General features: G+C 59.6%; 22 protein-coding genes and 2 tRNA genes. 21 read left to right on the top strand and 3 right to left on the bottom strand.

All coding sequences use genetic code 11. From position 1 onward, the window contains the following. The 11 genes from AAAX72_RS03995 (at nucleotide 1) to AAAX72_RS03945 (ending at nucleotide 8,663) form a co-directional block, all read left to right on the top strand. Entirely contained in the window at nucleotides 1-498 is a 498-nt protein-coding gene (locus AAAX72_RS03995; protein WP_152068057.1) for a YqeG family HAD IIIA-type phosphatase, read from the top strand. A gap of 8 nt (nucleotides 499-506) precedes the next feature. Then, a complete protein-coding gene (locus AAAX72_RS03990; RefSeq protein WP_006233986.1) occupies nucleotides 507-1,040 on the top strand; it encodes a shikimate kinase in 534 nt (177 codons plus the stop codon). Then, a complete protein-coding gene (locus tag AAAX72_RS03985; protein ID WP_349129156.1) occupies nucleotides 1,037-2,146 on the top strand; it encodes a hypothetical protein in 1,110 nt (369 codons plus the stop codon). Before AAAX72_RS03990 ends, AAAX72_RS03985 begins: the two co-directional genes overlap by 4 nt. Before the next feature lie 132 nt (nucleotides 2,147-2,278). Beyond that, a complete protein-coding gene (locus tag AAAX72_RS03980) occupies nucleotides 2,279-3,409 on the top strand; it encodes a Xaa-Pro peptidase family protein (RefSeq protein ID WP_349129154.1) in 1,131 nt (376 codons plus the stop codon). A 159-nt stretch (nucleotides 3,410-3,568) separates the two neighbouring features. Continuing rightward, entirely contained in the window at nucleotides 3,569-4,132 is a 564-nt protein-coding gene (efp, locus tag AAAX72_RS03975) for an elongation factor P (protein ID WP_117806186.1), read from the top strand. A 24-nt stretch (nucleotides 4,133-4,156) separates the two neighbouring features. Further along, nucleotides 4,157-4,519, top strand: coding sequence for an Asp23/Gls24 family envelope stress response protein (locus AAAX72_RS03970; protein ID WP_006233982.1), 363 nt, complete (start codon nucleotides 4,157-4,159; stop codon nucleotides 4,517-4,519). A 3-nt stretch (nucleotides 4,520-4,522) separates the two neighbouring features. Next, a complete protein-coding gene (nusB, locus tag AAAX72_RS03965; protein WP_271743532.1) occupies nucleotides 4,523-5,107 on the top strand; it encodes a transcription antitermination factor NusB in 585 nt (194 codons plus the stop codon). A 2-nt stretch (nucleotides 5,108-5,109) separates the two neighbouring features. Then, nucleotides 5,110-5,349: an exodeoxyribonuclease VII small subunit gene (locus AAAX72_RS03960; RefSeq protein ID WP_006233978.1), complete on the top strand. Its 240-nt coding sequence runs from the start codon at nucleotides 5,110-5,112 to the stop codon at nucleotides 5,347-5,349. A gap of 35 nt (nucleotides 5,350-5,384) precedes the next feature. Further along, on the top strand, nucleotides 5,385-6,188 hold the full coding sequence (locus tag AAAX72_RS03955) for a TlyA family RNA methyltransferase (protein WP_349129239.1): 804 nt from the start codon (nucleotides 5,385-5,387) through the stop codon (nucleotides 6,186-6,188). Further along, entirely contained in the window at nucleotides 6,185-7,045 is an 861-nt protein-coding gene (locus AAAX72_RS03950; RefSeq protein WP_035138200.1) for an NAD(+)/NADH kinase, read from the top strand. The genes AAAX72_RS03955 and AAAX72_RS03950 overlap by 4 nt, the downstream gene beginning before the upstream one ends. Further along, nucleotides 7,035-8,663 carry a DNA repair protein RecN gene (locus AAAX72_RS03945; RefSeq protein ID WP_349129153.1) on the top strand — a complete coding sequence of 543 codons (1,629 nt, stop codon included), beginning with the start codon at nucleotides 7,035-7,037 and terminating at the stop codon, nucleotides 8,661-8,663. Before AAAX72_RS03950 ends, AAAX72_RS03945 begins: the two co-directional genes overlap by 11 nt. A 221-nt stretch (nucleotides 8,664-8,884) precedes the next feature. Here AAAX72_RS03945 and AAAX72_RS03940 read toward each other — a convergent pair whose 3' ends face one another. Further along, nucleotides 8,885-9,742: a MurR/RpiR family transcriptional regulator gene (locus tag AAAX72_RS03940; RefSeq protein ID WP_226790721.1), complete on the bottom strand. Its 858-nt coding sequence runs from the start codon at nucleotides 9,740-9,742 to the stop codon at nucleotides 8,885-8,887. Nucleotides 9,743-10,014: 272 nt separating this feature from the next. Here AAAX72_RS03940 and AAAX72_RS03935 point away from each other — a divergent pair, with 272 nt between their 5' ends. From AAAX72_RS03935 to AAAX72_RS03890, 10 genes are all read left to right on the top strand, one after another. Beyond that, nucleotides 10,015-12,018, top strand: coding sequence for a fructose-specific PTS transporter subunit EIIC (locus AAAX72_RS03935; protein WP_349129151.1), 2,004 nt, complete (start codon nucleotides 10,015-10,017; stop codon nucleotides 12,016-12,018). Between the two features lie 547 nt (nucleotides 12,019-12,565). Then, entirely contained in the window at nucleotides 12,566-12,829 is a 264-nt protein-coding gene (locus AAAX72_RS03930; protein WP_022094575.1) for an HPr family phosphocarrier protein, read from the top strand. Nucleotides 12,830-12,962: 133 nt separating this feature from the next. Further along, on the top strand, nucleotides 12,963-14,666 hold the full coding sequence (gene ptsP, locus AAAX72_RS03925) for a phosphoenolpyruvate--protein phosphotransferase (protein WP_349129238.1): 1,704 nt from the start codon (nucleotides 12,963-12,965) through the stop codon (nucleotides 14,664-14,666). A 74-nt stretch (nucleotides 14,667-14,740) separates the two neighbouring features. After that, complete coding sequence (locus AAAX72_RS03920; protein ID WP_055309489.1) at nucleotides 14,741-15,673, top strand: 1-phosphofructokinase family hexose kinase; 933 nt, start codon at nucleotides 14,741-14,743, stop codon at nucleotides 15,671-15,673. A 188-nt stretch (nucleotides 15,674-15,861) separates the two neighbouring features. Beyond that, entirely contained in the window at nucleotides 15,862-16,794 is a 933-nt protein-coding gene (locus tag AAAX72_RS03915) for a 1-phosphofructokinase (protein ID WP_349129150.1), read from the top strand. Nucleotides 16,795-16,958: 164 nt separating this feature from the next. Further along, nucleotides 16,959-18,353 (top strand): CCA tRNA nucleotidyltransferase, encoded by a 1,395-nt coding sequence (locus AAAX72_RS03910; RefSeq protein ID WP_349129149.1) that lies wholly within the window; start codon nucleotides 16,959-16,961, stop codon nucleotides 18,351-18,353. Between the two features lie 127 nt (nucleotides 18,354-18,480). Then, nucleotides 18,481-18,557, top strand: a tRNA-Glu gene (locus AAAX72_RS03905). 22 nt (nucleotides 18,558-18,579) lie between these two features. Further along, nucleotides 18,580-18,656, top strand: a tRNA-Glu gene (locus tag AAAX72_RS03900). A 150-nt stretch (nucleotides 18,657-18,806) separates the two neighbouring features. Then, entirely contained in the window at nucleotides 18,807-20,114 is a 1,308-nt protein-coding gene (locus tag AAAX72_RS03895; RefSeq protein WP_349091952.1) for a lysylphosphatidylglycerol synthase transmembrane domain-containing protein, read from the top strand. Nucleotides 20,115-20,230: 116 nt separating this feature from the next. Then, nucleotides 20,231-20,842, top strand: a complete 612-nt coding sequence (locus AAAX72_RS03890; RefSeq protein ID WP_349129148.1) for a TetR/AcrR family transcriptional regulator — start codon at nucleotides 20,231-20,233, stop codon at nucleotides 20,840-20,842. A 188-nt stretch (nucleotides 20,843-21,030) separates the two neighbouring features. On the opposite strand, the gene AAAX72_RS03885 is transcribed toward AAAX72_RS03890, so the two are convergent. Further along, a complete protein-coding gene (locus AAAX72_RS03885; protein ID WP_349129146.1) occupies nucleotides 21,031-22,464 on the bottom strand; it encodes a radical SAM protein in 1,434 nt (477 codons plus the stop codon). 188 nt (nucleotides 22,465-22,652) lie between these two features. Further along, entirely contained in the window at nucleotides 22,653-23,855 is a 1,203-nt protein-coding gene (locus tag AAAX72_RS03880; RefSeq protein ID WP_349129144.1) for an ABC transporter ATP-binding protein, read from the bottom strand. Nucleotides 23,856-23,859: the final 4 nt, after the last annotated feature.

The raw sequence follows: 23,859 nt of genomic DNA, 5'->3' as shown, positions 1-23,859 counted from the left end.
ATGAGGATTTTTAGCCCCAAACGATACGTTGCCTCGGTCGATCGCATCGACCTTAATACCCTGTGGGCCGACGGCAAGCGCGCCATTCTGCTCGATCGCGATAACACCTTGGTGCCGCGCGACACCGAGCAGGTTCCCGCCGCGGTTTCCGCTTGGCTCGACGCCGCCCGCGCCAAAGGCTTTAAGCTGTGCATGGTGTCCAACAACTGGCATCGCGACCAGGTCATGAGCTCTGCACGCGAGCTGGGACTCGAGGCCATCAGCCACGCCATGAAGCCGGCGCCGTTTGCCCTCAAGGCGGGCCTTAAGCGCCTCGGCGCCACAGCCGGCGAGGCTGTGCTGATCGGTGATCAGCTCTACACGGACGTGTGGAGCGGCAACTTCGCCGGCGTCGATACTATTCTGGTCAAGCCGCAGGCGACGCAGGACCTGTGGTATACGCAGATCTTCCGTATCTTTGAGCGCCGGGCCCTGCGCGACCTTCCCTGCGAGGAATAGGTCTCGTCATGTCCCAGCACACCAAACACGGCTGCGACCATATCTTCTTTATCGGCTTTTTGGGCGCGGGCAAATCGACGCTCGCGCGCAACGTCGGCACCATGTTCAAGCGGCGTTTTATCGATACCGACCGTCTGGTCGTGCGCCGTTGCGGCAAGTCGGTAACCGAGATTTTTGAGACCGAGGGTGAGGATCGTTTTCGCGAGCTCGAGACCTCGGCGCTCCGTTCGCTCCAAAGCGAGCGCAGCCTGTTGGTTTCGTGCGGGGGCGGTATCGTCGAAACGCCGGTGAATATTGAACTGATGCACGAAATGGGTACGTGCGTGTACCTCGAGGGCGACTTCGAGGATTCGATTCGCCAGATTCGTCGGTCCGACACGCGCCCCGATTTCCGTTCGCCCGAGCATGCTGCGCGCCTGTTTGAGCATCGCCGTCCGCTGTATCGCCAGGCCGCCGACCTTACCCTTGATATTCGCAACAAGTCCTTCGAGGACGTTTCCTACCTTTGTGCCGAGATGCTTTTGGAGCGTGGGCTGCTATGATTCGCCGTCAACTGATCAATTTCCAAAACCGCAGTGTCGATGTCCGCGTCGGATTGGGCGCGTTCGATGAGCTGTCGCGCATGTTTTCCTCGGCTGTGGGCAAGCCTAAGCGCGCGATGGTGGTTTGGAACGACGCTACATCCGAGCGCTTTGGTGAGGTCGTCGAGCATGCGCTGGTCGACGCCGGTTTTGCCGTGTCGCAGCTTTTGCTTGAGGTTTCTCCTGATGGCGCGACGCTGGTCGACGCCGATACCGTCTTTGGCGCCCTGTCGGCTAACGGCATTACCTGCGACGATCTCGTTGTCGCTGTCGGCGACACGGCGACCTGCTCGGTCGTTTGTTGGTGTGCCAATCAGTGGTGCGGTCGCACCGAGTGCGCCTTACTGCCGACGACCTTCGACGCCATGCTCACGGTCGCGACGACCATGAAGCCGCTCGTCGCCTCGTCGGCCAATGCGCTTCCCGCTATCGCGTGCCGTCCCGAACCGGGCTTGGTCGTGTGCGACCTCGACCTTGTTCGCGAGGCGGACCCCGAGGACCTCAAGCTCGGCTTTGTGGTACTTGTTGGCACCATGCTTTCGAGCAGTAAGTCCCGCTGGAATCAGTTTACTGAGACCGTCCCCGAGATTCTCGCGGGCGAGGAGGTCGCGCTCGTCAATGCCGTTCAATGGTCTCAGACTGCCCGCAAGGACGTACTGATGGCCACGAACCCGAGCGCCCGCCATGCGCTCGATTTTGGTAAGACGGGGGAGCGTACCTTGCGCGCTTGCTTGGGCGATGCCGCTTCGCAGGTCCCTGCCTACCAGCTGTTGTCCGAGGGCATGCGCTTTGAGGCGCGCCTAGCACATGATGCCTGCGACTTCGATATCGATTACGTCTTTGAGGTCGATGACTGCCTGGAGGACTTTGGCATCGAGGAGCTTGCCTTCGACCTGGAGCCCACCGCGTTTATCGAGGAGTTCCGCAAGCAGCAGTTCGCCCGCTCGAACCGCAGCATGTTGCCGCTGCCCGCGGCACTCGGCGCCATTCGTCTAACGAGCGTTGAGGACGAGGTTCTTGAGCGTCACGCTCACGCCTACTTGGCTTCTCGCAAAGAACTTCTCTAAGATTTATTGACATCCATCGTCTTTCGTATCATGTTGAGGGACGGGTTTCCAATCGGTTGCGGTTCACATGCGATTCCGACGTTCGGTTGAGACCCGTCCCGCACTTTTTGAGACAATAAGAAAGGAATCTGCATGTCTGAGTTTGCTGCCGGTCCTGCCGGTCGTATCGAACGTGTCCGTGCCCTGATGGTCGAGCGCGGCTACGACGCCATCGTGGTACGCGACGAGGCCAATCTTCGTTGGCTCACGGGCGTGAAGGGCGTCTTCGACTACACCTTCGAGTTCCCGCACGCGGCGTTTATTACGGCTGACCAGTGCCTGTTCCATACCGACTCGCGCTACCTCAACAGCTTTGAGGAGAACACGCCCGCCGGCAGCCCCTGGGTCTACGACATGGACGAGGGCACCATCCCCGGTTGGGTCGCCGGCAAGATTGCAGCCAACAAGTGCCGCGTCTGCGCTGTCGAGGACGATATGCAGATTAACTTCTACCAGGGTATTCAGCGCGGCCTGGAGGACCGCTCCGTTGCCTGCATGCTGCCGCTGATGCATGACGACATCCGCAAGATGCGCGCCATCAAGGACGCCGAGGAGATCGAGCTCATGCGCCATGCGCAGTCGATCACCGATGCCGCCTTCCAGCACATGCTCGGCTTTATTAAGTCCGGTATGACCGAGAAGCAGGTACGCAACGAGCTCGAGAACTTTATGTTCGCCAACGGTGCTGACAGCCTTGCCTTCGGCTCCATCGTGGCGAGCGGCCCCAACACCGCCAACCCGCATGCCGTCCCGAGCGACCGCGTGATCGAGAAGGGCGACTTTGTCCTCATGGATTACGGCGCGGGCTACTGCGATTATCGCTCCGACATGACACGCACTGTCGTGATGGGCGAGCCTACCCAGGAGCAGCTCGACCTGTACGCGCTCGTGCGCCGTACGCACGAGGAGTGCGTCGCTGCCATCCATCCGGGCGTCGAGGGCAACGACATTTTCAAGCTTTCCAAGAAGATTATCGGCGATGCCGGCTATGGCGATTATTACAACCATGGTCTGGGTCACGGCGTGGGCATCGACATCCATGAGCTGCCCAACTTCAACCGCAGCAAGAACACCATCGAGGTCGGCTCGGTTATCACCATGGAGCCCGGCGTGTATCTGCCCGGTATGGGCGGCGTGCGTCTGGAGGACTACGGCGTGGTCACCGAGAACGGCTACGAGCCCTTCACCAAGACCCCGCACGACCTGCACGTCATCGATTGCTAGGCCATTTCGATAGATTTTTGGGGCGGGGCGTCCGGATCGATTCGGACGCCCCGCGTTCTCTTTTTATGCGCTCGCTGCAGGCGCCGTCAGCAAGTGTATAATTTCGCTCGTATGTAATTTGGACGCTTGTGCGTTCTGCCCATAACAAGAAAGGTCGCTATGCCTACCATTTCTACCGCCGACTTCAAGAACGGCCTCGGTCTCCGCATCAAGGACAAGGTCTACACCATCGTCGAGTTCCAGCATGTCAAGCCGGGCAAGGGCGGCGCGTTTGTGCGCTACAAGACCCGCGACATCAAGAGCGGCCGTGTCGTCGAGAACACCTGCAACGCCGGCACCAAGTTCGAGAGCGTCATGCTCACCACCCGTGAGTTCCAGTACCTCTACAACGATGGCGCCGACTACATCTTCATGGACAACGAGACCTATGAGCAGGTTCCCGTTCCCGAGGACATGGTGGGCGAGAACTCCAAGTGGCTGCGCGAGAACGACATCTGCCAGCTGCTCTTCGCCGACGATGAGCTCATGGGCGTGACTCCGCCGATGTTCATCGAGACCACCATCGTCCAGACCGACCCGGGCTTTAAGGGCGACACCGTCCAGGGTTCCACCAAGCCGGCCACGATTGACACCGGCGCTGTCATCCAGGTCCCCATGTACCTCAACGAGGGCGAGGTCATCAAGGTTGACACCCGCGACGGCAAGTTCGTCTCCCGCGTCTAGCAACCAACTTCTCTAGGAGGACTCATGCCCCAGGAAATCAAGATTGACGGCATCGGCATTTCGCCCGATGTTCTGACCGCCATCGTCTCGCGCGCCGTGTCCGATGTCGAGGGCATCGCCTCCGTTGGCGTCAAGGACCTTGCCACTAATCTTGTCTCCATGATGCTCTCGTCCAAGGCCCCGGCTTCCGAGCCGGCGGTCGAGGCCGAGGTCGTTGGCGACAAGCTCGCACTCACCGTGCGTGTCGTGGTGTTCTTTGGCTATCCATTCAAGAAACTCGCCGAGGCCGTTCGCGCCGCCGTGGTCGCCGCCATCGATGCTCAGGTGGGCGTCGAGGTCGAGCGCGTTGACGTTTGCATTGACGGACTCGTTTTCCCCAAGGAGTAACCTTTGAGCCTTAAGGTTTATCGCGGGCGCACGCTTGCCCGCAGTCAGGCGCTGCAGCTGCTGTTCCAGGCCGAGGCCACGGACAGCCCGCTTGAGCGCGTCCTCGAGGGCGATTTCCTGATCTCGAAGGGTCCCCTCGACCCCTATGCGCTGGAGCTGTGCCGCGGTGCTTACGAGCATATCGACCGCATCGACTGTGCTCTGCGTTCCGTTGCCAAGAACTGGGATCTTATGCGCATGCCCGGCGCCGACCGCAATTTGCTGCGTATCGCCGTTTACGAGATGCGTTTCCTCACCGACGAGGAGGTCTCGGACGCCATCGTGATCAACGAGGCCGTCGAGCTTGCCAAGGCCTATGGCACCGACCAGTCCGCGTCGTTCGTCAACGGCGTGCTGGGCAAGATCGCTCGCAGCGAGGAGCTGCCGGGCGAGGACCTGTACCAGGAGCTGCTGGCCGAAGATCGCGCTCGCGAGGAGGCACAGGCTGCCGAGGCTGCCGCAAAGGTTGCGGTTGCTCAGGCTGAGGCTGGCGTGCTGGCCGAGGATGCGGACGCCGCCGAGGCTGTTGTCGACTCCGTCGAGGAGTAGCCATGCCAGAGGGTTCCGTCCGCAACTTCGACGAGATCTCGGACCGTCTGGATCAGATCATCGCTACCGTTCGCTCCAAGGATACGTCCTTGGAGCGTTCACTCGATCTGTTTGACGAAGCGATTGAGCTTGGCTCCCGCGCGGTCGATATGGTCGACAAGTTTGAGTTGACGCCGCGTGAGGCCGACAAGCTCGAGCAGGAATACGATGAGGATGCGGCAAACGAATCCCAGGATAGCTAGGCCGCATCTCCGGATACGAATGGTTGATGGCATTCATGAAACGTGTGCGTCTTGATGACGAACTGATTTCACAGGGCATCTGCGCCGATCGCGCGGATGCCCTTCGCACTCTTATGGCCGGCTTGGTCTCGAGTGGCGGTGAGCGCTTGACTTCGCCGGGCCTTAAGGTGATCCCGGGGCTGCCGCTGCATGTGAAGGGGCGCATTCCCTATGTTGGCCGCGGCGGTCTTAAGCTCGAAGGCGCGCTTGATGCGTTTGACATCAATCCGACGGGCCTTGCCTGTCTGGATGTGGGCTGCTCTACCGGCGGCTTTACCGATTGTCTGCTCAAGCGCGGGGCTGCGACCGTTGTCTCGGTGGACGTGGGTCGCGCCCAGTTCGATTGGTCGTTGCGTCAGGACGATCGCGTAACGCTGCATGAGCGCACAAACGTGACGCAGCTGCCTGAGCTCGGCTATGCCGGCGCCATCGACCTGGCTGTGTGTGATGTCTCGTTTACTAGCATCGCGAACATTATCGATGCGGTGCTGGCGTGCCTGGCTCCTACGGGTGCATTCTGCACGCTCGTAAAGCCGCAGTTTGAGGCTCCGGCGGCGCTGGTGGGCGAGGGCGGCATCGTGACCGACCCCGCCGTCCGCCGTGATACGCTTGTGGCGGCGATTGATCTCTTTGCAGCTAAGGGCCTGTTCCCGGTCGATGTGTGCGTGTCACCCATTCATGGTGCCAAGGGCAACGTTGAGTTTTTCCTGTACGGCACGAGGTTCGCCCCCGGTGAACGCACCGACGATGAGCTGCAATCCCAGGTATCGGTTTTGAGCGAGAAAGCTGCAACGCTATGAAGGTCTTTCTGGTTCCCAATTACTACAAGCAAGAGGCGGTCGAGAGCGGCCTGATGCTCGAGCTTTGGCTGACGCGCCAGGGCTATGAGGTCGCATGGGCTGCCGACCAGCGATCCAAGATTCAGAGCACGCCTGATATTGACGGCTCCGATCTGGTCATTACGCTCGGCGGCGACGGTACGTTGCTGCGCGCTGCCCGCATCCTCAACCATCGCGAGATTCCTATCCTCGGTCTTTCCTATGGTCACCTGGGCTTTTTAACTGCTGCGAGTCCCGAGGAGCGCGACATTCTGCAGGTCGTAAGCGACGCCCTGTCCGGCGAGCTTCATGTGAGCCGTCGCGCCACCATCGCTGCGGATATCGTGTCCGTGCGCGAAGACGGTACGAAGGATGTCGTGCGCACGTTCGCCCTCAACGACATGGCGCTCACGCGCGGCCCCCTGTCCGATATGGTCGAGTTTGACATCACGGTGTCCGGCCACCATATCGATCGCCTACGTGGCGACGGCGTGGTCGTGTCCACGGCGACCGGCTCCACTGGCTATGCACTATCCGCAGGCGGCCCCATCGTGAGCCCCGACTATACGGGCATGGTCTGCGTACCCATTGCGCCGCACACCATTCAGGCTCGTGCCTTTTTGACTTCGCCGAGTGATGTCGTCGAGATCTTTATGTCTGATGACCGTCCGAGTGTTCCGGCGATTGCTATCGATGGACAGTTTATTACCTGCGACGGCACCGTTGAGAGCGTGGCTGTGCGCCGCGGGCCCGGAGATGTGCTGCTCCTCGATTATGGCCCCGAGAGCTTCTATAACTCGGTGAGCCGCGTTTTCTACGGAGTCCGTCATGATCGATGAGCTGCAGGTTTCTAACATTGCACTCATTCGCGAGGCGTCGCTGGTTCCGAGCGCGGGCCTAACGGTTCTGACCGGAGAAACCGGCGCCGGCAAGACCGCGCTGCTCTCGGCCCTCAAGCTTATTTTGGGCGAGCGCGCGGATTCGTCGACGGTGCGCGAGGGCGAGGCGCTCGCGAGCGTCGAGGCACGACTCTTCGACGGGCCGCACGACACGGAGGGTTTCACGGTCCAGCGTAGCCTTTCTGCCGAGGGCCGCAGCCGCGTGAAGATTGACGGCCGCATCGCCAGTGTGCGCGAGCTTTCGGAGCGCGTTGGCGTGATGATGGATCTTTGCGGCCAGCATGAACATCAGCGCCTGCTCGACCCGGCGCACCATGTTGCCATGGTCGATGCTTGGGCTGGGCGCGCGGCGCTTGAGGCGCTCGAGAAGTATCGCACTTGCTTTAAGGCTTCGCGTGCCGCCGCCAAGGAGCTTCGCCGTGTGGAGGAAGCCTCGCGTGCGCAGGGGAGTCGCGTCGAGGAAGCGCGTTTTGCCCTCGAGCGCATCGGCGAGGTCGACCCCAAGCCGGGCGAGTATGAGGAACTCGAGGAACTGCTGCCGCGCTCCGAACATGCCGAGGTACTGGTTGCCACGGCTAACGATGCCCATGCATCGCTTGCCTCTGAAGGGGGAGCGCTCGATGCCATGAACAGCGCCGTGGCAGAGCTTTCCCGCATGGCTACCGTCGATCGCAAACTCGGCGACATTGCCGATGCGCTTTCGGATGCCTGTATCTCACTTGAGGATTGCGCGAACGAGCTTCGTGCCTATCGCGATGGCGTCGCCTTCGACCCGCGCGAGCTCGCTCGCATGCGTGAGCGGTATTCCGACCTCAAGGGTCTGTTGCGTCAGTGGGGTCCCACCATGGACGATGTTTTTGCCATGCGCGATCGCTCGCAAGAGCTGCTGTCCCTGGTCGATGATGGCGATGAGCAGATCAAAAAGGCGCGTGAGGCACTCGGGAGCGCCGAGCGCGAGTTGTTTGCCGCTGCCAAGGCACTTAAGCGCGCCCGCAATACGGCGGCCCCGCGCTTCTGCCACGAGGTTGGCCGCCAGATGGCGCGCTTGGAGATGGGTAGTGCCGAGCTCGTCTGGGAGTCGCGCGATCTTCCCCGTGCTGAGTGGACGCCCGTTGGTCCTTCAAGCTACGAGCTGCTATACCGCAGCGGTGCCGGCTTGACGCCACGTCCCCTGCGCCGCATTGCGTCGGGCGGCGAGCTCAGCCGCGTCATGCTGGCAAGCAAGGTTGTCCTCGGTAACGCGGACGGTGTTGATACGCTGGTGTTTGACGAGGTCGATGCTGGTGTCGGTGGCTCCACGGCGCGTGCGCTCGCGGGCGTGCTGGCAGATCTTGCCGCCACACATCAGGTCATCGTCGTAACGCACCTGGCGCAGGTCGCCGTCATGGCTGACAAGCATTACGTCGTCAGCAAGGAACCGGGCGATGTTCCCCAGACGCACCTGGACGAGGTAACCGGTGAAGCGCGTACCGCCGAGATCGCCCGCATGTTGAGCGGCGATCAGTCCGAGGCAAGCCTGGCGCACGCCAAACAGATGCTTGCGGAGGCGCGTGCCTAGGCCGAGCCGCCACATGTATGTCCAATCCGGCCGCCACGAAACGGGTCCATCTACTACGTTTGGCAGGGCATCGGCAACCACGCCAAGAATTGCAAAAAGAAAACCGCAGGTAGAACGCCTGCGGTTTTCTCTATTTTGGGTGTATGGTTGGCGCTTGAGGTTAAAACGTAGTAGATGGGCGGATTTCGTGGCGAGGGGCGTCTATCGGCTCCCCAATTTACCTACTCAACGACCTTATCCGGCTGGATGAGCTCCTCGTAGTAGCTGATATGCTCACGCGCGTCTTCAATCTCGGGCAGCAGGAAGTTGTAGATGACTTCGATGATCATCGTGGCACTGATCTTGGAGAACGCAAAGTCGCCTGTCGTCAGCAGCGCTTCGTGGTTGACGGTATTAAAAGTGTAGTCTGCCAGGCGCGCGAGTGGGGATTTGCTGTCACTGCTGATGACGACTACGGTTGCGCCGCAGTTGCGAGCCGCTTTTGCCATGCGATTCAATCGGCGCGATTTGCCGGAGTTTGAGATAAGCACGATGACGTCACCCGGGCGTAACGTGAGCGCAAAGCCGATTGATGTCTCGCTAATGGTGCTCGCCATGCAGCGCAGGCCCAGCTGCGAAAACTTAAACGTCGCATCGAGCGCGACCGCGTTCGTATTGCCCACAGCTGCAAACTCAATAACCCCTGCATGCTTAAGGGCATGCACAACAGCCGCCAGCGTATCGTGGTCGATCCCGTCGATAGTCGCATTAAGCTCGCTCACCTTGGCAGCCAGGATGTTCTTGAGGCTCTGCTCCATATTGTCGAGCGAGACCTCGTCGGTCAGGCCCTCGTTGCGCTGGCTTTCCAAATCCCTCGCCAACGAAAACTGAAAGCTGCGAAAGCTGCCAAACCCAAGCTTGCGGCAGAAGCGCGAAACGGTCGCCTCGGACGTGGCAGCGGCGCGTGAGAGCTGAGCCGCCGTGAGGCGTGGAGCCTCGGACTGGTGCTCCAATATATAGTCGACAATGCGCTGCTCGGACTCGCTGTATCCCTGATGGGTGCTAATGAGGGAAAGTGCGCTCTTGCTACTATCGGTCATGGATGGCTCCTGGTTGGCATGAAAATCTAGCTTGATTTGCAATGCCATAGTATACGGGCATTTTCAATTACAAGATACACCTTGCCGTTTCAAGTGTTGATGGTAAACTTTCACCTACCGGTTACGGTTATGAAAGAACCTTTCACCGGAGATTTGCACCTTAGCTCTTCTCACGCGGACGGTAGGTTGGTATCTTTCAGTTGTGGAAAAACGCGCATCGAAGCGCGTGTAGGGGAGCGCCCGCGGGCGCTGTACTCAAGAAGGAGGGACACATGGCTAAGTTTGACATCATCGCCGCCACCGGTTGCCCGACCGGCATTGCGCACACCTTCATGGCGAAGGAGGCGCTGGAGAAGGCAGCTGCCGAGCGCGGTCTGACCATTAAGGTCGAGACTCATGGCCAGGTCGGTGTCGAGAACGAGCTCACCAAGAGTGAGATCGCTGGCGCCAAGGCCGTCGTCGTCGCAGCCGATAAGGATGTCCAGGCCGAGCGTTTCGCCGGCAAGCCCATGGTTTCCGTTGGTGTTTCCAAGGCCCTGTCCGTTGAGGCCGCCGGTAAGTTGATTGACCGCGCGCTCGCCGCTAAGGGCGACAGCACGGTTGCAGCCGCTGCCGATGTCGAGGACGAGGTTGAGGAGAAGGAGTCCATCGGCCACATCATCTACAAGCACCTCATGAACGGCGTCAGCCACATGCTGGTCTTCGTCGTTGCTGGTGGTGTTCTGACCGCCGTTTCGTTCCTGTGGGGCATTACGTCCTTCGATTCGACGGCGTCTGACTACAACAGCTTTGCTGCGATGCTCAAGATCATCGGCGGCATCGCCATGAACCTTATGGTTCCGGTGCTTTCCGCCTACATCGCCGAGTCCATCGGCAAGCGCCCGGCGCTCGTCCCCGGCTTTGTTGCCGGTATGATCGCCATCCAGGGCCTGCCTGTTAACGCCGAGACCGGCATGATCGACGCCGGTGGCGCCGGCGTGGGCTTCGGCTTCCTGGGCGGCATCGTCGGTGGCTTCCTCGCCGGTTATGTCATCCTGCTGCTCGAGAAGGTCTTTACCGGTCTGCCCAAGAACCTGGACGGCCTCAAGGCTATCTTCCTGTACCCGCTGTTCTCGACGGCTATCGTCGGCCTGGTCATGCTCGGCATTTCCGGCCCCATGGCTGCCATCAACACCGCCATGATGGACTTCCTCAAGGGCCTGTCCGCCTCTGGCGCCGTTGTCCTGGGTCTTGCTATCGGCTGCATGTGCGCCTTTGACATGGGTGGCCCGGTCAACAAGGCTGCTTATGTCACCGGTACCGCTATGCTCACCGAGGCTCTGGCCGCCGGTGTTGGCACCGATACCTACAACTTCGGCACCAACTTCATGGCTGCCGTCTCCGCCGCCTGCATCGTTCCGCCGCTGATTACCACCTTTGCCGTCGTTGTCGGCAAGAAGTACTTCAGCCAGGAGGATCACGACGCCGGTGTCGTCAACCTCATCCTTGGTTGCACCCACATCACCGAGGGCGCCATTCCGTTCATGACCAAGAACATCTGGCCCGTCATGCCCATCATGATGCTCGGTTCCTCTATCGCTTCGATCCTGACCATTATGTTCAACGTTCACGATCCGGCGCCTCACGGTGGCTTCCTGGTCCTGCCCGTTGTCGAGAACGGTCCGCTGTGGGTCCTCGCGATCCTCATCGGCGCCGTGGTCGGTGGCATCCTGTTCGTGGCCTTCAAGAAGTACGACTTCGAGAAGAACCAGAAGGCCGCTCCTGCCGCCAAGCCCGTCGAGGCCCCCAAGGCCGCTGCCGTCGAGGCCCCCAAGTCCGAGGCTGCCGACTTCGTGAAGGTCGAGAATGTTTTTGTCGCCGAGGACTTCGCTTCTCGTGACGAGGCTCTGAGCTTCGTTTCCAACCAGGCCGTCAAGGCCGGTATCGCCGGCGACGCCGACGCCGTGATGAACGCCTTCATGGCCCGCGAGGCCGAGGGTACCACGGGCATGATGGAGGGCTTCGCCATCCCGCATGCCAAGTCCGACGCCATTACCGAGGCTGCTGTTATCGTCGTCAAGGACGAGTCCGGCGTGACCGGTTGGGACACCATGGACGGCGCTCCCGTCAACGTGGCTATCGCCCTGCTCATCCCCGGTGCCCAGGCCGGCACCACGCACCTCAAGATCCTGTCCAAGGTCGCCGAGGCGCTCATGGACGAGGACTTCCGTGCCACCGTCAAGGGTTCCACCGACGCCGCCAAGATCGCCAAGACGATCAACGCCCGCTTGGTCTAATTCCACGGTACGCGAATAACATCGCCCTCTGTACATAAGGCGAGGACTCCAACAGGAGCCCCCGCCTTTTTCTATCCCTCCCATAAGTTGCGGTGAAATAGGGACTGTTTAAACGATTCAACCCCAAATTCAGTCCCTATTTCACCGCAACTTATAAAAGGGCATAGAGGGGCTGCCTATCGAGTCTTTGTCGCGAATAGTTCATCAGCCAGAATTCCTTTCAGCCGACATTACTCTGGTCCGACTGGGTTTCCGCAGCTTGCTCGCCCACAGGGGCCCGTGCGCGGCCTGTGAGATTTATCGCGAGTTCCGCACGAGCCGAAGAGCACTTAATGTGCTCTTCGTGCGAGCAGGACTGTAGAGTAGGAAATCTCACAGGCCGCGCACGGGCCCCTGTGGGCGAGCAGACGGACGACAAACACATCTGTCCAATAATTCGTCTGAAACACAATGAAAAACCGTTTGATGTGAGTTAATATAAACAACGTCGTGAATCTGACTCCTGCCACATGCATGACAGGGGTTAAACACAAAAAAGGAGTCAACTATGGTTTCTGAGAAGGCTACCCTCGTTAATCCTCAGGGTCTGCACATGCGTCCGGCTGGTCTGTTCGCCTCCACCATGGGCAAGTACGCCTGTGACGTGACGGTCGTTACCCCCGAGAAGGAGGTCAACGGCAAGTCCCCGATGGCCCTCATGGCTGCTGGTATCCCCTGCGGTACCGAGGTCGAGGTCAAGTGCGACGGCGCCGACGAGGCCGAGGCTCTGGCTGCTGCCATCGAGCTCATCAAGAGCGGTCTTGGCGAGTAGAACTCAAACGGGTCGCATGTTGAACAACTAAGTTCATATTTGGGGGCGCAGTGACCTGTTGTAAGGTAGCTGCGCTCTTTTGTCATGGATATGGCAAAACGCTTTATCACATGACACGGAGAGAGGAATGGGAATGTATCAGGGAGTCAACGCTTCCGAGGGCATCGGTATCGGCACCGTCATGGTTGCCGTCGATCCCGACTTGACGTTTGAGCCGCACGAGGTTGCTGATTCGGCAGCAGAGAAGGAGCGCTATCAGTCCGCTCTTTCGGTCTTCTGCGAGAAGACCCAGGCTCAGGCCGACCACATGAAGGAGACGGTGGGCGAGGCCGAGGCCGAGATCATGAGCGGACACATTGTCCTGGCTCAGGACCCGGGCATGACCGACGCCATCAACGCCGCCATTGACGGCGGTGCCTGCGCCGAGCAGGCGCTCATGGACACCTCGACCATGTTCGAGAACATGTTCCTGTCCATGGACGACGAGATGTTCCGTCTGCGCGCGGCCGACATCGCCGACATCCGCACCGGTATTCTGGCCGAGCTGCTGGGCAAGGAGGTCGTCGACCTCTCCGTCCTGCCCGAGAACACCGTCGTTGTCGTGCACGACCTCACGCCGTCCATGACCGCCACGATCGATAAGGCCCACGTTGCCGGTATCGTCACCGAGACCGGTGGCCGCACGTCGCACTCCGCGATCATTGCGCGCGCCCTCGAGATCCCGGCTGTCCTTTCGGTCTCCAACAGCTGCACCGCACTGCGCAACGGCATGACCGTTGTCGTCGACGGCGGCAAGGGTATCGTCGAGGCCGATCCCGACGAGGAGACGCTCGCTGCGTACACCGCCAAGGCCGAGGCCTTCGCTGCCGAGAAGGCAGCCCTCGAGGCCTTCCGTGGCAAGCCGTCCGTGACTGCCGATGGCATCAAGAAGATCATCGCCTGCAACATCGGTAACCCCGATGACGTGCCCAACGCGCTCGATCACGACGCCGAGGCTATCGGTCTGTTCCGCTCCGAGTTCCTGTTCATGGACTCCGCTGAGCTTCCTTCCGAGGAGGAGCAGTTCAACGCCTACCGTAAGGTCGCCAGCGCGCTCAAGGGTGCTCCGGTCATCATCCGCACGCTCGATGTGGGTGGCGACAAGGAGATTCCGTATCTGCATATGGTCAAGGAAGACAACCCCTTCATGGGCTTCCGCGCCGTGCGTTACTGCCTGGCCAATCCCGACCAGTACAAGGTCCAGCTCCGCGCTCTGCTGCGCGCTAGCGCCTTCGGTGACGTCAAGATCATGATCCCGCTCGTCACCTGCGTCGAGGAGGTCTTGGCTGTCAAGGAGCTTGTCGAGCAGTGCAAGGCCGAGCTGACCGAAGAGGGTCGCAAGTTCAACGAGAACATCGAGGTCGGCATCATGGTCGAGACGCCCGCCGCTTCGCTGCTCGCAGACCGTCTGGCCGAGGTCGCTGACTTCTTCTCCATCGGCACCAACGACCTGATCGGCTACACCATGTGCGCCGACCGTGGCAACGACACCATCTCTAACCTGTACCAGGTGTACTATCCCGCCGTGCTCCGCTCGCTCAAGAACATCATCGAGAGTGGCGTGAAGGCCGGCATCATGGTCGGTATGTGCGGCGAGGCCGCTGCCGATCCGCTGCTCGAGCCGCTGCTGATCAGCTGGGGCCTGGAGGAGTTCTCGATGAGCGCTCCTTCGATCCTGCGCGCCCGCAAGACCATCAGCCAGTGGACCAAGGCCGAGTGCGACGAGCTCGCCGAGAAGGCGCTCGCCTGCAACACCGCAGCCGAGGTCAAGGCACTGCTCGAGTCCGCAGCTCGCTAATTTGGTATCAGAGGTAACCGCGTGGTTGGAATGGGCCGGCCACGCGGCCCTCACATATACAGGGGGTACTGTAAATGTTCTACACGCTAACCGCTAACCCGGCTGTCGACATGACGGTTTCGAGCTCTCCGCTCGAGCCCGACGAGAACGTCCGCACCGGCTCGGCCAGCTACACGGCTAACGGCAAGGGCCTCGACGTGTCCTTCGCCTTTAAGAAGATGGGCGTCGACACCGTCGCGCTCGGCTTCTTCGCTGGCTTCACGGGCAAGTTCATCGTCGAGGAGGTCATGAACCTGGGTTGCCTCTGCCGCCCGGTCTGGACCGACGGTATCACGCGCATTAACACCTACGTCAACGATGGCCAGCACGAGTACGGCATCCTGAACCCGGGTGCTCCGATCACGCCGCAGCACCAGGAGGAGCTCTACAACATCCTGGACACCGCGGGCGATCTCGAGTGCCTGATCGTTTCCGGCTCCGTGCCTCCCAAAGCTACGCCTGACTTCCTGGCTAAGGTCATGGAGCACGCTCAGGCCCGTGGCGCCGACGTCGTCCTGGACCTGTCCTCCGATAAGCTCAAGGAGCTCGCTCACAAGAAGCCGCTGCTCATCAAGCCGAACCATCACGAGATGAAGGCCATCTTCGGCGTGCCGGTTGACACCGACGACGAGGTCCGCGTTGCCATGAAGATGGCTCACGACGCCGGCGTTCAGAACGTGCTGCTCACCCGTGGTAGCCGCGGCGACGCTTACTTCTCCAACGGCGAGGACATCTGGTACGCCAAGCGTGAGTTCAACATCAAGCTGGTCTCTTCCGTCTGCGCCGGCGACTGCACCCTCGCTGCGTTCCTGCACAAGTGGTACAGGGATCGCGACAACGTCGAGGAGGCCATGAAGCTCGCTATGGCCACCGGCGCCAACGTTGCCGAGTCCGTCGGCATCGGCGACTTCGGTCACGTCGACGAGTACAGCAAGCGCGTTGCTGTCCGCAAGCTCGATCGTCAGTAATCGAAACGCGACATATTCGTGCGCATGCGGCGCCCCGGTTTCGGCTGGGGCGCCTTTTTGTTCCGCCACGGGGGAGAGGTGTCCCGCCGTACTTCACCGCTTCCACACCGTTCACCGAGTTGTCCTAGCCTTTTACCGATGCGTGGAATATACTTTCATTAACACGTTGCTTCGTGAAAGGAACATTCATGATTTACACGCTCACTGCAAATCCCGCCATTGACTACAACATCGCCTGCGACGGCCTTGCTGCCAACACCGTCACGCGTACTCGCAACGCCGTCTATACGCCCAACGGCAAGGGCCTCAATGTCTCGTTTACGCTTGACCACTACGGTGTCGACACCACGATCCTGGGCTTCTTCGCCGGTTTCTCGGGCGAGTTCATCGTCAAGGGCGCCGAGGCCCTGGGCGTGCCCGTCAAGCCCGTGTGGACCGACGGCATCACGCGCGTCAACGTGTTCCTCAATGCCGGCCCCGACACCGAGTACAACATGGTCAACGCCGGTGCCGCCATCAACGAAGCCAATGAGCAGGAGATGTTTGAGCTTATCGATTCGCTCGATGACATGACCTGCTTGGTCATCAGCGGCTCGCTGCCTCCTAACACTTCCGAGGGCTTCCTGTCCGAGGTCCTGCGCCGCGTCAAGGCCAAGGGGGCCGAGTTCGTCCTCGACATCTCGAGCCATCAGCTGGCGGACCTCATTGCCATGGAGCCGCTTCTGATCAAGCCCAATGACGACGAGCTGCTTGACATCTTTGGCATTAAGGTGAGCGGTGGCGACGACGAGTCCGTCAAGGGCGCGATGGCCGAGCTGCACGCCAAGGGCGCCAAGAACGTGCTGCTGACCCTCGGTGGCGACGGCGCGTACTTCTCCAACGGCGAGCATATCTGGTTTGCCAACCGCACCTTTGAGGTCAAGCTGCTGTCGACGGTGTGCGCCGGCGATTCCTCGCTCGCTGCCTTCTTGTCCGTGTGGCACGACGCCCCCGAGCGCGTCGAGGATGCCTTGCGTCTTTCGATGGCCACCGGCGCCAATGTGGTCGAGTGCCCCGGTCTGGGCGATTTTGCCAAGGTGGACGAATATAAGAAGCACATCGAGGTTCGCCAGGTCTGCTAGTTCCGGCACCTTGTCTGAATAGTTTGATTATTTCGCATCCGTCTTAGACTAGGACGGATGCGTTTTTGTTTATCCGACTTGCGTGTGCAGTGGAGGCTGTTTCTTGCTAGACTTCTTGCAGATGCAATCGATAGCCAATTTGATAGCCACAGGAGGCCACAGGTATGTGCAATGTTTTGCTCAACGGTACGCAACCGTCCGATGCGTCCCTGCGCGTCCTGTGCGCGCTTGAGGCGGCTGGTCTTGAGGCTTGGTACGTGGGCGGTTGGGTGCGCGACGCCCTGATGGGGTGCCCCAGCCACGATGTTGATATGTGCTGTAGCGGCCTGTGGCAGGAGTCTAAATCGGCGCTCGAGGCCGCTGGTATCGCGGTCGTGGAGTCGGGCATTAAATTTGGCGGAATCACGGCTATTTCCGATGGCGAGCGTATTGAGGTCACAACGTACCGTCTGGATGGCTTTTACACCGATGGGCGCCATCCTCAGAGTGTCGAGCGTGCCGCCTCGCTCGAGGATGATCTGGCGCGCCGCGACTTTACCGTCAACGCCATGGCCTGGCATCCCGAGCGCGGGCTTGTCGACCGCTACGACGGCCAGGGTGATCTGGAGCGCAAGCTGATTCGCGCTGTCGGTGATCCCAAGCGTCGCTTTAACGAGGACGCCCTGCGCATGCTGCGTGCGGTGCGCTTTGCCTGCCGTCTGGACTTTATGATTGAGCCCGAGACTAAGCGTGCGCTTGCCGAGTGCGCGCCGCTGCTCGATGCCGTGGCGCGCGAGCGTGTGGGTATTGAGCTCGAGGGCATTCTTTCGACCGGTCATGGGGGAGACGCGATGCTTCGCTATCCCGAGCTCATCTGTGCCGCTGTGCCCGAGTTGGCAGCGGGTCGCGGGTTTGATCAGCGAAGTGTCTACCATGCGTTTAACGTCTACGAGCATATTGCCCGTGTGCTGACGGTGGCAGGGGAGCTGGCGCTGTGCGACGGCGTCGCGCCATCGTCGAGCCTTATGTGGGCGGCGTTTTTGCACGATGTCTCCAAGCCCGAGTGCTTTACGGTCGATCACGCCGGCAGCGGACACTTCTACGGTCATCCCGAGCTCGGCGCCAAGAAAGCGCGCGTCATTATGGATCGCATGGCACTCTCGCACGACCTGGTGCGCGACGTTTGCCTGCTCATCAAATATCACGATAAGCCGCTGCGCCCCGAGCGCTCCTGCCTGCTCAATATGATGCGCGCGCTTTCGGGTGAGGGCGTCGACACGGCCCGCCTGATTGACGAGCTCATGGACCTCAAGCGTGCTGACACGCTTGGCAAGGCCCCATCGTGCTTCTATTACGTTGAGACGATTGAGGAGATGCGCGCGATGGCGCACGAGCTGCTGAAGGCAGGGGAGCCCTATACGCTCAAGATGCTCGCCATCAACGGCGGCGACCTGATCCGTGTCGGAGTCAAGCCTGGGCCGGAACTGGGTCAGCTTCTCAACTCCGCCCTCGACGCCGTGATCGAAGACAACATTCCCAACGATCGCGAAGCTCTTTTGGTCCATCTCAACTTGAATTAGCTACCCAGTTTACCTGCGTGTTCCATAACCTGCCGACAATTTTTCGGCAATTTGGAATTTCTTCTTGCGCTGACGTTTTTTGTCCCGTAATATATTTCCTCGCAGCACGGCAGTGCAGATGTCATGTGGCCCGTTCGTCTAGCGGTTTAGGACGCCGCCCTCTCAAGGCGGAGATCACCAGTTCGAATCTGGTACGGGCTACCACTTCTTTTCTGCTGAGGCTTATGGCCCGTTCGTCTAGCGGTTTAGGACGCCGCCCTCTCAAGGCGGAGATCACCAGTTCGAATCTGGTACGGGCTACCACGCATTTGATACCCGGGCTTCCCATGGAAGGCCGGGTTTTTTATTTTCAAACAACCGTCTGCAATTCCCGTTTGAACCAGAGCTTTGCGTTCTGTCTGTGGTCCTTGCGGGTACAATATCCAAGATATTTTGACTGTTAGAAGGAGTCTCATGACGGAGTCCTCTCAGCATACGTCTAAGCCCCAGGTCGAGGTTGAGGCCTCGGGCGGAGATGACAATAAGAGCGCACGCCGCGGCGCCATCTTTATCGGCGTCGTGCTGGTGGGTTATATCGTCTATCTGGTGGTAACCGGGCAGATGGGGCAGTTCTGGGCCGCAATGTCGAGCGTCCAGGCGCCATGGCTCGTTGTCGCGTGTCTTTGCATGTTCATGTATCTGTTCTTTGGCATTGTGGCCTATGCGATCGCCGTCTGGCTCGACCCATATTCGCCCGTCGGCATCCGCGACCTGATTTCGGTCGAGGCGAGTGGCATCTTCTTTGGCAACCTCACGCCCATGATGATGGGCTCGACTCCCGCCCAGATCTACCGCCTGACCAAGGCGGGCCAAAATGTCGGCGAGGCTGGCGCCACGCAGTTCACGCGCTTTATCGTGTATCAGTTTGGCCTCGTTGCCTGGGGCGCTATCCTACTGCTTGCTCGCATGCCGTTTTTTGCCGAGCGCTATGGCGACATGACGCTGCTGTGTGTCTTTAGCTTTGGTGGGCACTGCTGCATCTTGCTGGGCATCTTCGCCGTCGCGCTCATGCCTAAGACCGTCACGCGCGTCGCCCATTGCATCATCAATTGGCTTGAGCGCATTGGTGTCTCGGCCACTAAGATCGAGGGATGGCGCACGTTTGTCGATGGCGAGATCTACTCCTTCTCCGAGAAGTTCAAGCTTTCAGCTGGCCACTTTTCGTCCATGCTGCTCACGGTGGTCATCACCATGCTGCAGCTCGCGTTTTTCTACCTCGTGCCGTATTTCCTGATGCTTGCCTTTGGCCACCATGAGGTCGACTTTTTCTCGGTCATGGCCGCGAGCGCCTTTGTCCAGCTGCTGAGCTCTGCGGTCCCCCTGCCCGGTGGAACTGGTGGCGCTGAGGGCGGTTTTGCATTGTTCTTGGGTCATTTCTTTGGGTCGGCTTCGACCGCCGGCTATCTGCTGTGGCGCCTCATTACGTTTATTGCGCCGACCATTTTGGCTGCGCCCCTGCTGGGCCTTAAGAGCGCCCACAACGAGAGCATCCATGCGCGCTGGGATCGCGTGATGCGCAAGCTCGGCCGCACGCCTCAGACGCCCTCTGCGCCCACTAAGCCGCACCCCGCGAATGCTGTTACTGTTGATCCCAAGAAGCAGGCTCAGAAGGCTTCTGGGACCGCTAAGCCGGCTCATAAAGCCTATGTGCGCCAGACAGGCGATGGTATTCGCGTATCTCCGTCGGTCCTCAATAAGAAGAAGCACCCTAAGTCGCAGTAGGACAGTCGTGCGTTCTTCATGATGCGGGGCATATTTGTGCTGTATGGGGGATAATCCTCTTACGTAGATTATCTCTCATCTGTTGATGAATGCTCGCATATCGAAGGGACACGCCCATGGCAACCAGCAAACCGCGTCTTGATCGTCGCATCGTTCGCAGCCGTAATGCCATCCTTTCCGCTTTCGAGCGCCTGCTCATGGAAAAGCCGCTGGCAGACATTACGGTGAGTGCCATCGCGCGCGAGGCCAATGTCGACCGCAAGACCTTTTACGTTCACTTTGGTACGGTTGACGGCCTGCTCGATGCCATTGCCGTCGATGTGGTGGAGATGATTGTCGACTCGGTCGAGAAAACGCTTGCTTCTATGGACGGTGACACCAGCGAGCGCGCTCTTGGCGCGGCGGCGACCTTCTTTAAAACCGTTAACGAGGCACTGTGCAACAACTTGGTGCTCAATCGTCAGCTGATCGAGAACATTCCGCTCGATGATTTTATTGCTCGTCTTCGTGCGCCGCTCGAGCACGAGATTGCCGAACGCGATCTGCTGCCCCAAGGTCTCAAGGACGAGATGTTCGACTACTATCTGGCGTTTTTGCTGTCGGGTATTATCGGTATCTATCGCACGTGGGCGCTGTCTGACGGCTCGGTTCCTATCGAGCGCGTCTCTGAGGTCGCCAACGACCTGACTCTCAACGGTCTGTCGAGTCTGGAATCTCGCTTCGAATAGCATCGATAATTCAACAACTTAAAGAAGTTGCGGTGGAATAGGGATCGTTTTGGCTATTGGAAGGCCGATCTAGTCCCTATTTCACCGCAACTTAGGAAAACTGTTTTGATGGTAAGGCGGAGCAGCCTCGAAGATGAGCCTCGAGACTGCTCCGCTTCATTTCTGAGCGTTTGTCATGTAGGGCAGTATTAATCGCTGTTTTTGAGTGTGCGGCCCTGTTTTTCGAACTTGTGCATGTCGCTATCGGCCATACCTTGTGACTTATCCTCGTGACGCTTGGCGTATAGCGGATCGTCGGAGTCGTTCCAGATGCGGTCGGCGACAGGTGACCATGCCTCGGCGGCAGCCTGGGTCTTTTCGCGCAGCTGCTCGGGTGACTCCTTCTCGATGAGGTCGGTGCTCATTGCGCCACTCTCGGCGACCATTTTGGGCAGCACGTCGGGATTCTCGAGCATGGGGCATGGCTTGAGGTAGTTGTCGTTGAACGGCATGTTCTCGTAGTACTTCATAAAGAGGGGAGAGCTCAGCGCGTCGAGTAAGCTCACATCGTGAATGTTGGCGTTTGAGTAGTGGATGAACACGCACGGCTCCACGTCTCCGGCGGCGTTGATGTGCAGGTAGCGGCGACCTCCGGCGATACATCCGCCTACAAACTCGCCATCGTTTTGAAAGTCGAGCGTAAACAGCGGCTTCTTCTCGCGCATTTCACGGATAAAGTGATACATGCGCTCGCGCTGCTTGGGCGTGGGCATGAGCTCGGGGGTTGCGTTGCGGCCAACCGGCATAAAGTGGAAGTACCAGCAGAAGAGTGCTCCCTCGCCGATCATCCAGTCCATGTTCTCCTCGGTAGCAACCGTATCGGCATTGGCGCTGGTCCAACAGGTGGAGATACCAAACGGCAAGTCGCGCTCGCGCAGGAGTTTCATGGCGTGCTCGATCTTTGCGTAGGTACCCTCGCCGCGACGGGCGTCGGTTGTGTGCTCATTGCCCTCGGCGCTGATGGCGGGGACAAAATTACCTACGCGAATCATATCGTCGCAGAAGGCCTCGTCGATCAGCGTGGAGTTGGTAAAGCAGAGAAACACGCAGTCCTGATGTTTTTCGCAAATTCTGATCAGGTCGTGCTTGCGGACGAGCGGCTCGCCGCCGGTATAGATGTAGATATGCGTACCGAGCTCTTTGCCCTGCGTAACGATAGAGTCGATGTCTTCGAACGAGAGATTCTGCTTGTAGCCGTACTCGGCGGCCCAGCAGCCCGTGCAATGCAGGTTGCAGGCGCTCGTGGGATCGAGCAGGATGGCCCACGGAATATTGCACTGGTACTTTTCGCGGTTTTTTTCTTGCTCTGGCCAAGCAAGCAGGTTAGCGTCGACAATGAGGGTCTTAAGCAGTTTGGTTCGCATCTGGGGATTGAGGCTGAATACACGCATGATTAGGTCATACCAATTGCCGCGGCTCTTGATGACATTGGTGAATGCCTCTCGCTGTACAGGAAATACGCGATTGGGGACCAGCTTGTTCACGAGGTCCATGATTTTGTCGATGTTTTCTTGCGGGTTGTCGTCGAGATAATCGATGAGCTTGTTAAGCGCTGCACGCTCTGCTGACTGTGTAAGCGACATGGGTATATCCTTTCACGTGTGCTTAATGTGTGATAATACCCACTTGTAGATTAAACGAAGTCTAAAGATTTTGAATGTGTCTATTCAACGAATCAATTTAATTTGGGGTGAAGCGTTATACGCCGACACCTTCTAAGTTGCGGTGAAATAGTGTCAGATGGGGATGCGGACGATTTCTTGGGCCGCGCCTAGGCGTATCCATTGGAATCCTCCGATGCGTCTTCGCACGCTCGCATGACCTCGATACCATGTGAGCGTGCGAACTCGACGAGCTCTGCGTTGCGGGCGTTTATGGTGCCGAAGGCGGCGGGGCACACGATAAGGCGCGCGCAGTGGACGAGGAGCTCTTTGGCGCGGGCTATGGTTTTATCCCCGATCGGCTCGAAGGCGCGTTCGGCCACGCATTCCGTCGCCAGGTCGCGCGCGAGCTCGCAGTCGATGTCCCCTTCGTGTAGAACGCCCGCGTAGAACGCCTTGCCCTGCCGGATGAGCTGGCGAAACACAGCCGACCCCGTACCTGCGCCGGCGATGACGAACGTGTGTGCATCGCCGTGTGGGCGCCCAATTTCCACGCTGCCGAAGCGCTCGTTGAAGGTGCCATGTTGAAGGCCGTAGAGCTCGCCAATTGTCTCGCGCGTGAATATGTCCTCGGGTGCGCCGGCGCGGAAGACCCGGCCTTCCTTCACGCAAATCACCTTGTCGGCGCTTTTCTGCGCAAGCTCGAGTTCGTGGATGGACATGATGACAGCAACATTCCGCGATTTCGCAAGGTGGCGAAGTATTCGCAGCAGGTCGATCTGGTAGCGGATATCGAGATACGACGTGGGCTCATCGAGCACGAGCACACGCGGATCCTGCGCGATGGCGCGTGCGAGCATGACGCGCTGACGTTGCCCGTCGCTTATCTGCATGAAGTCGCGCTCGGCGAGCTCTTCCACATGTGCGGTTTTCATGGCCTCGTCGACCCGACTATGGTCGTCGGGCGAGAGTGTGCCCATTCGCCCGGTGTAGGGATGCCTTCCCGCCTCTACGATATCGCGGCAGGTGAGGAGCTCGGTCCGGGGTCGATCTGTCGGCATAACGGCAAGGTTCCTTGCGAACTCCGCCGTCTTCCATCGGGAAATCTCCCGCCCGTCGAGCTCGACCGCGCCAGCAAGCGGTGCCAGATGGCGTGTGATGGTTTTCAAGATGGTCGACTTGCCCGAGCCGTTCGGCCCGATGAGCGCCACGACGTCGCCCGCGCGAACCTCCAGATCGACGCCTTCGACTACGACCTTCTTGTCGTAGCCAGCCGACAGGTCGCTTATGCGGAAAAGCGGTGCTCCGTCAGCCTGAGTTTTTACCGGGGTTTCGAGGTTCGACTCCCCTCCGAGCGTTTTGGGCCGCGGCACGAAT

The sequence above is a fragment of the Collinsella sp. CLA-ER-H8 genome, assembly GCF_040092335.1.
Taxonomy (GTDB): Bacteria; Actinomycetota; Coriobacteriia; order Coriobacteriales; family Coriobacteriaceae; genus Collinsella.
The sequence above is the reverse complement of the archived record's forward strand: the minus strand, read 5'-3'. Positions and strand labels throughout refer to the sequence as shown.

What these genes read in the sequence shown, in the direction of transcription:
- AAAX72_RS03995 (WP_152068057.1), top strand. Translation starts at nt 1, where the DNA reads ATGAGGATTTTTAGCCCCAAACGATACGTTGCCTCGGTCGATCGCATC.
- AAAX72_RS03990 (WP_006233986.1), top strand. Translation starts at nt 507, where the DNA reads ATGTCCCAGCACACCAAACACGGCTGCGACCATATCTTCTTTATCGGC.
- AAAX72_RS03985 (WP_349129156.1), top strand. Translation starts at nt 1,037, where the DNA reads ATGATTCGCCGTCAACTGATCAATTTCCAAAACCGCAGTGTCGATGTC.
- AAAX72_RS03980 (WP_349129154.1), top strand. Translation starts at nt 2,279, where the DNA reads ATGTCTGAGTTTGCTGCCGGTCCTGCCGGTCGTATCGAACGTGTCCGT.
- efp (WP_117806186.1), top strand. Translation starts at nt 3,569, where the DNA reads ATGCCTACCATTTCTACCGCCGACTTCAAGAACGGCCTCGGTCTCCGC.
- AAAX72_RS03970 (WP_006233982.1), top strand. Translation starts at nt 4,157, where the DNA reads ATGCCCCAGGAAATCAAGATTGACGGCATCGGCATTTCGCCCGATGTT.
- AAAX72_RS03960 (WP_006233978.1), top strand. Translation starts at nt 5,110, where the DNA reads ATGCCAGAGGGTTCCGTCCGCAACTTCGACGAGATCTCGGACCGTCTG.
- AAAX72_RS03955 (WP_349129239.1), top strand. Translation starts at nt 5,385, where the DNA reads ATGAAACGTGTGCGTCTTGATGACGAACTGATTTCACAGGGCATCTGC.
- AAAX72_RS03950 (WP_035138200.1), top strand. Translation starts at nt 6,185, where the DNA reads ATGAAGGTCTTTCTGGTTCCCAATTACTACAAGCAAGAGGCGGTCGAG.
- AAAX72_RS03945 (WP_349129153.1), top strand. Translation starts at nt 7,035, where the DNA reads ATGATCGATGAGCTGCAGGTTTCTAACATTGCACTCATTCGCGAGGCG.
- AAAX72_RS03940 (WP_226790721.1), bottom strand. Translation starts at nt 9,742, where the DNA reads ATGACCGATAGTAGCAAGAGCGCACTTTCCCTCATTAGCACCCATCAG.
- AAAX72_RS03935 (WP_349129151.1), top strand. Translation starts at nt 10,015, where the DNA reads ATGGCTAAGTTTGACATCATCGCCGCCACCGGTTGCCCGACCGGCATT.
- AAAX72_RS03930 (WP_022094575.1), top strand. Translation starts at nt 12,566, where the DNA reads ATGGTTTCTGAGAAGGCTACCCTCGTTAATCCTCAGGGTCTGCACATG.
- ptsP (WP_349129238.1), top strand. Translation starts at nt 12,963, where the DNA reads ATGTATCAGGGAGTCAACGCTTCCGAGGGCATCGGTATCGGCACCGTC.
- AAAX72_RS03920 (WP_055309489.1), top strand. Translation starts at nt 14,741, where the DNA reads ATGTTCTACACGCTAACCGCTAACCCGGCTGTCGACATGACGGTTTCG.
- AAAX72_RS03915 (WP_349129150.1), top strand. Translation starts at nt 15,862, where the DNA reads ATGATTTACACGCTCACTGCAAATCCCGCCATTGACTACAACATCGCC.
- AAAX72_RS03910 (WP_349129149.1), top strand. Translation starts at nt 16,959, where the DNA reads ATGTGCAATGTTTTGCTCAACGGTACGCAACCGTCCGATGCGTCCCTG.
- AAAX72_RS03895 (WP_349091952.1), top strand. Translation starts at nt 18,807, where the DNA reads ATGACGGAGTCCTCTCAGCATACGTCTAAGCCCCAGGTCGAGGTTGAG.
- AAAX72_RS03890 (WP_349129148.1), top strand. Translation starts at nt 20,231, where the DNA reads ATGGCAACCAGCAAACCGCGTCTTGATCGTCGCATCGTTCGCAGCCGT.
- AAAX72_RS03885 (WP_349129146.1), bottom strand. Translation starts at nt 22,464, where the DNA reads ATGTCGCTTACACAGTCAGCAGAGCGTGCAGCGCTTAACAAGCTCATC.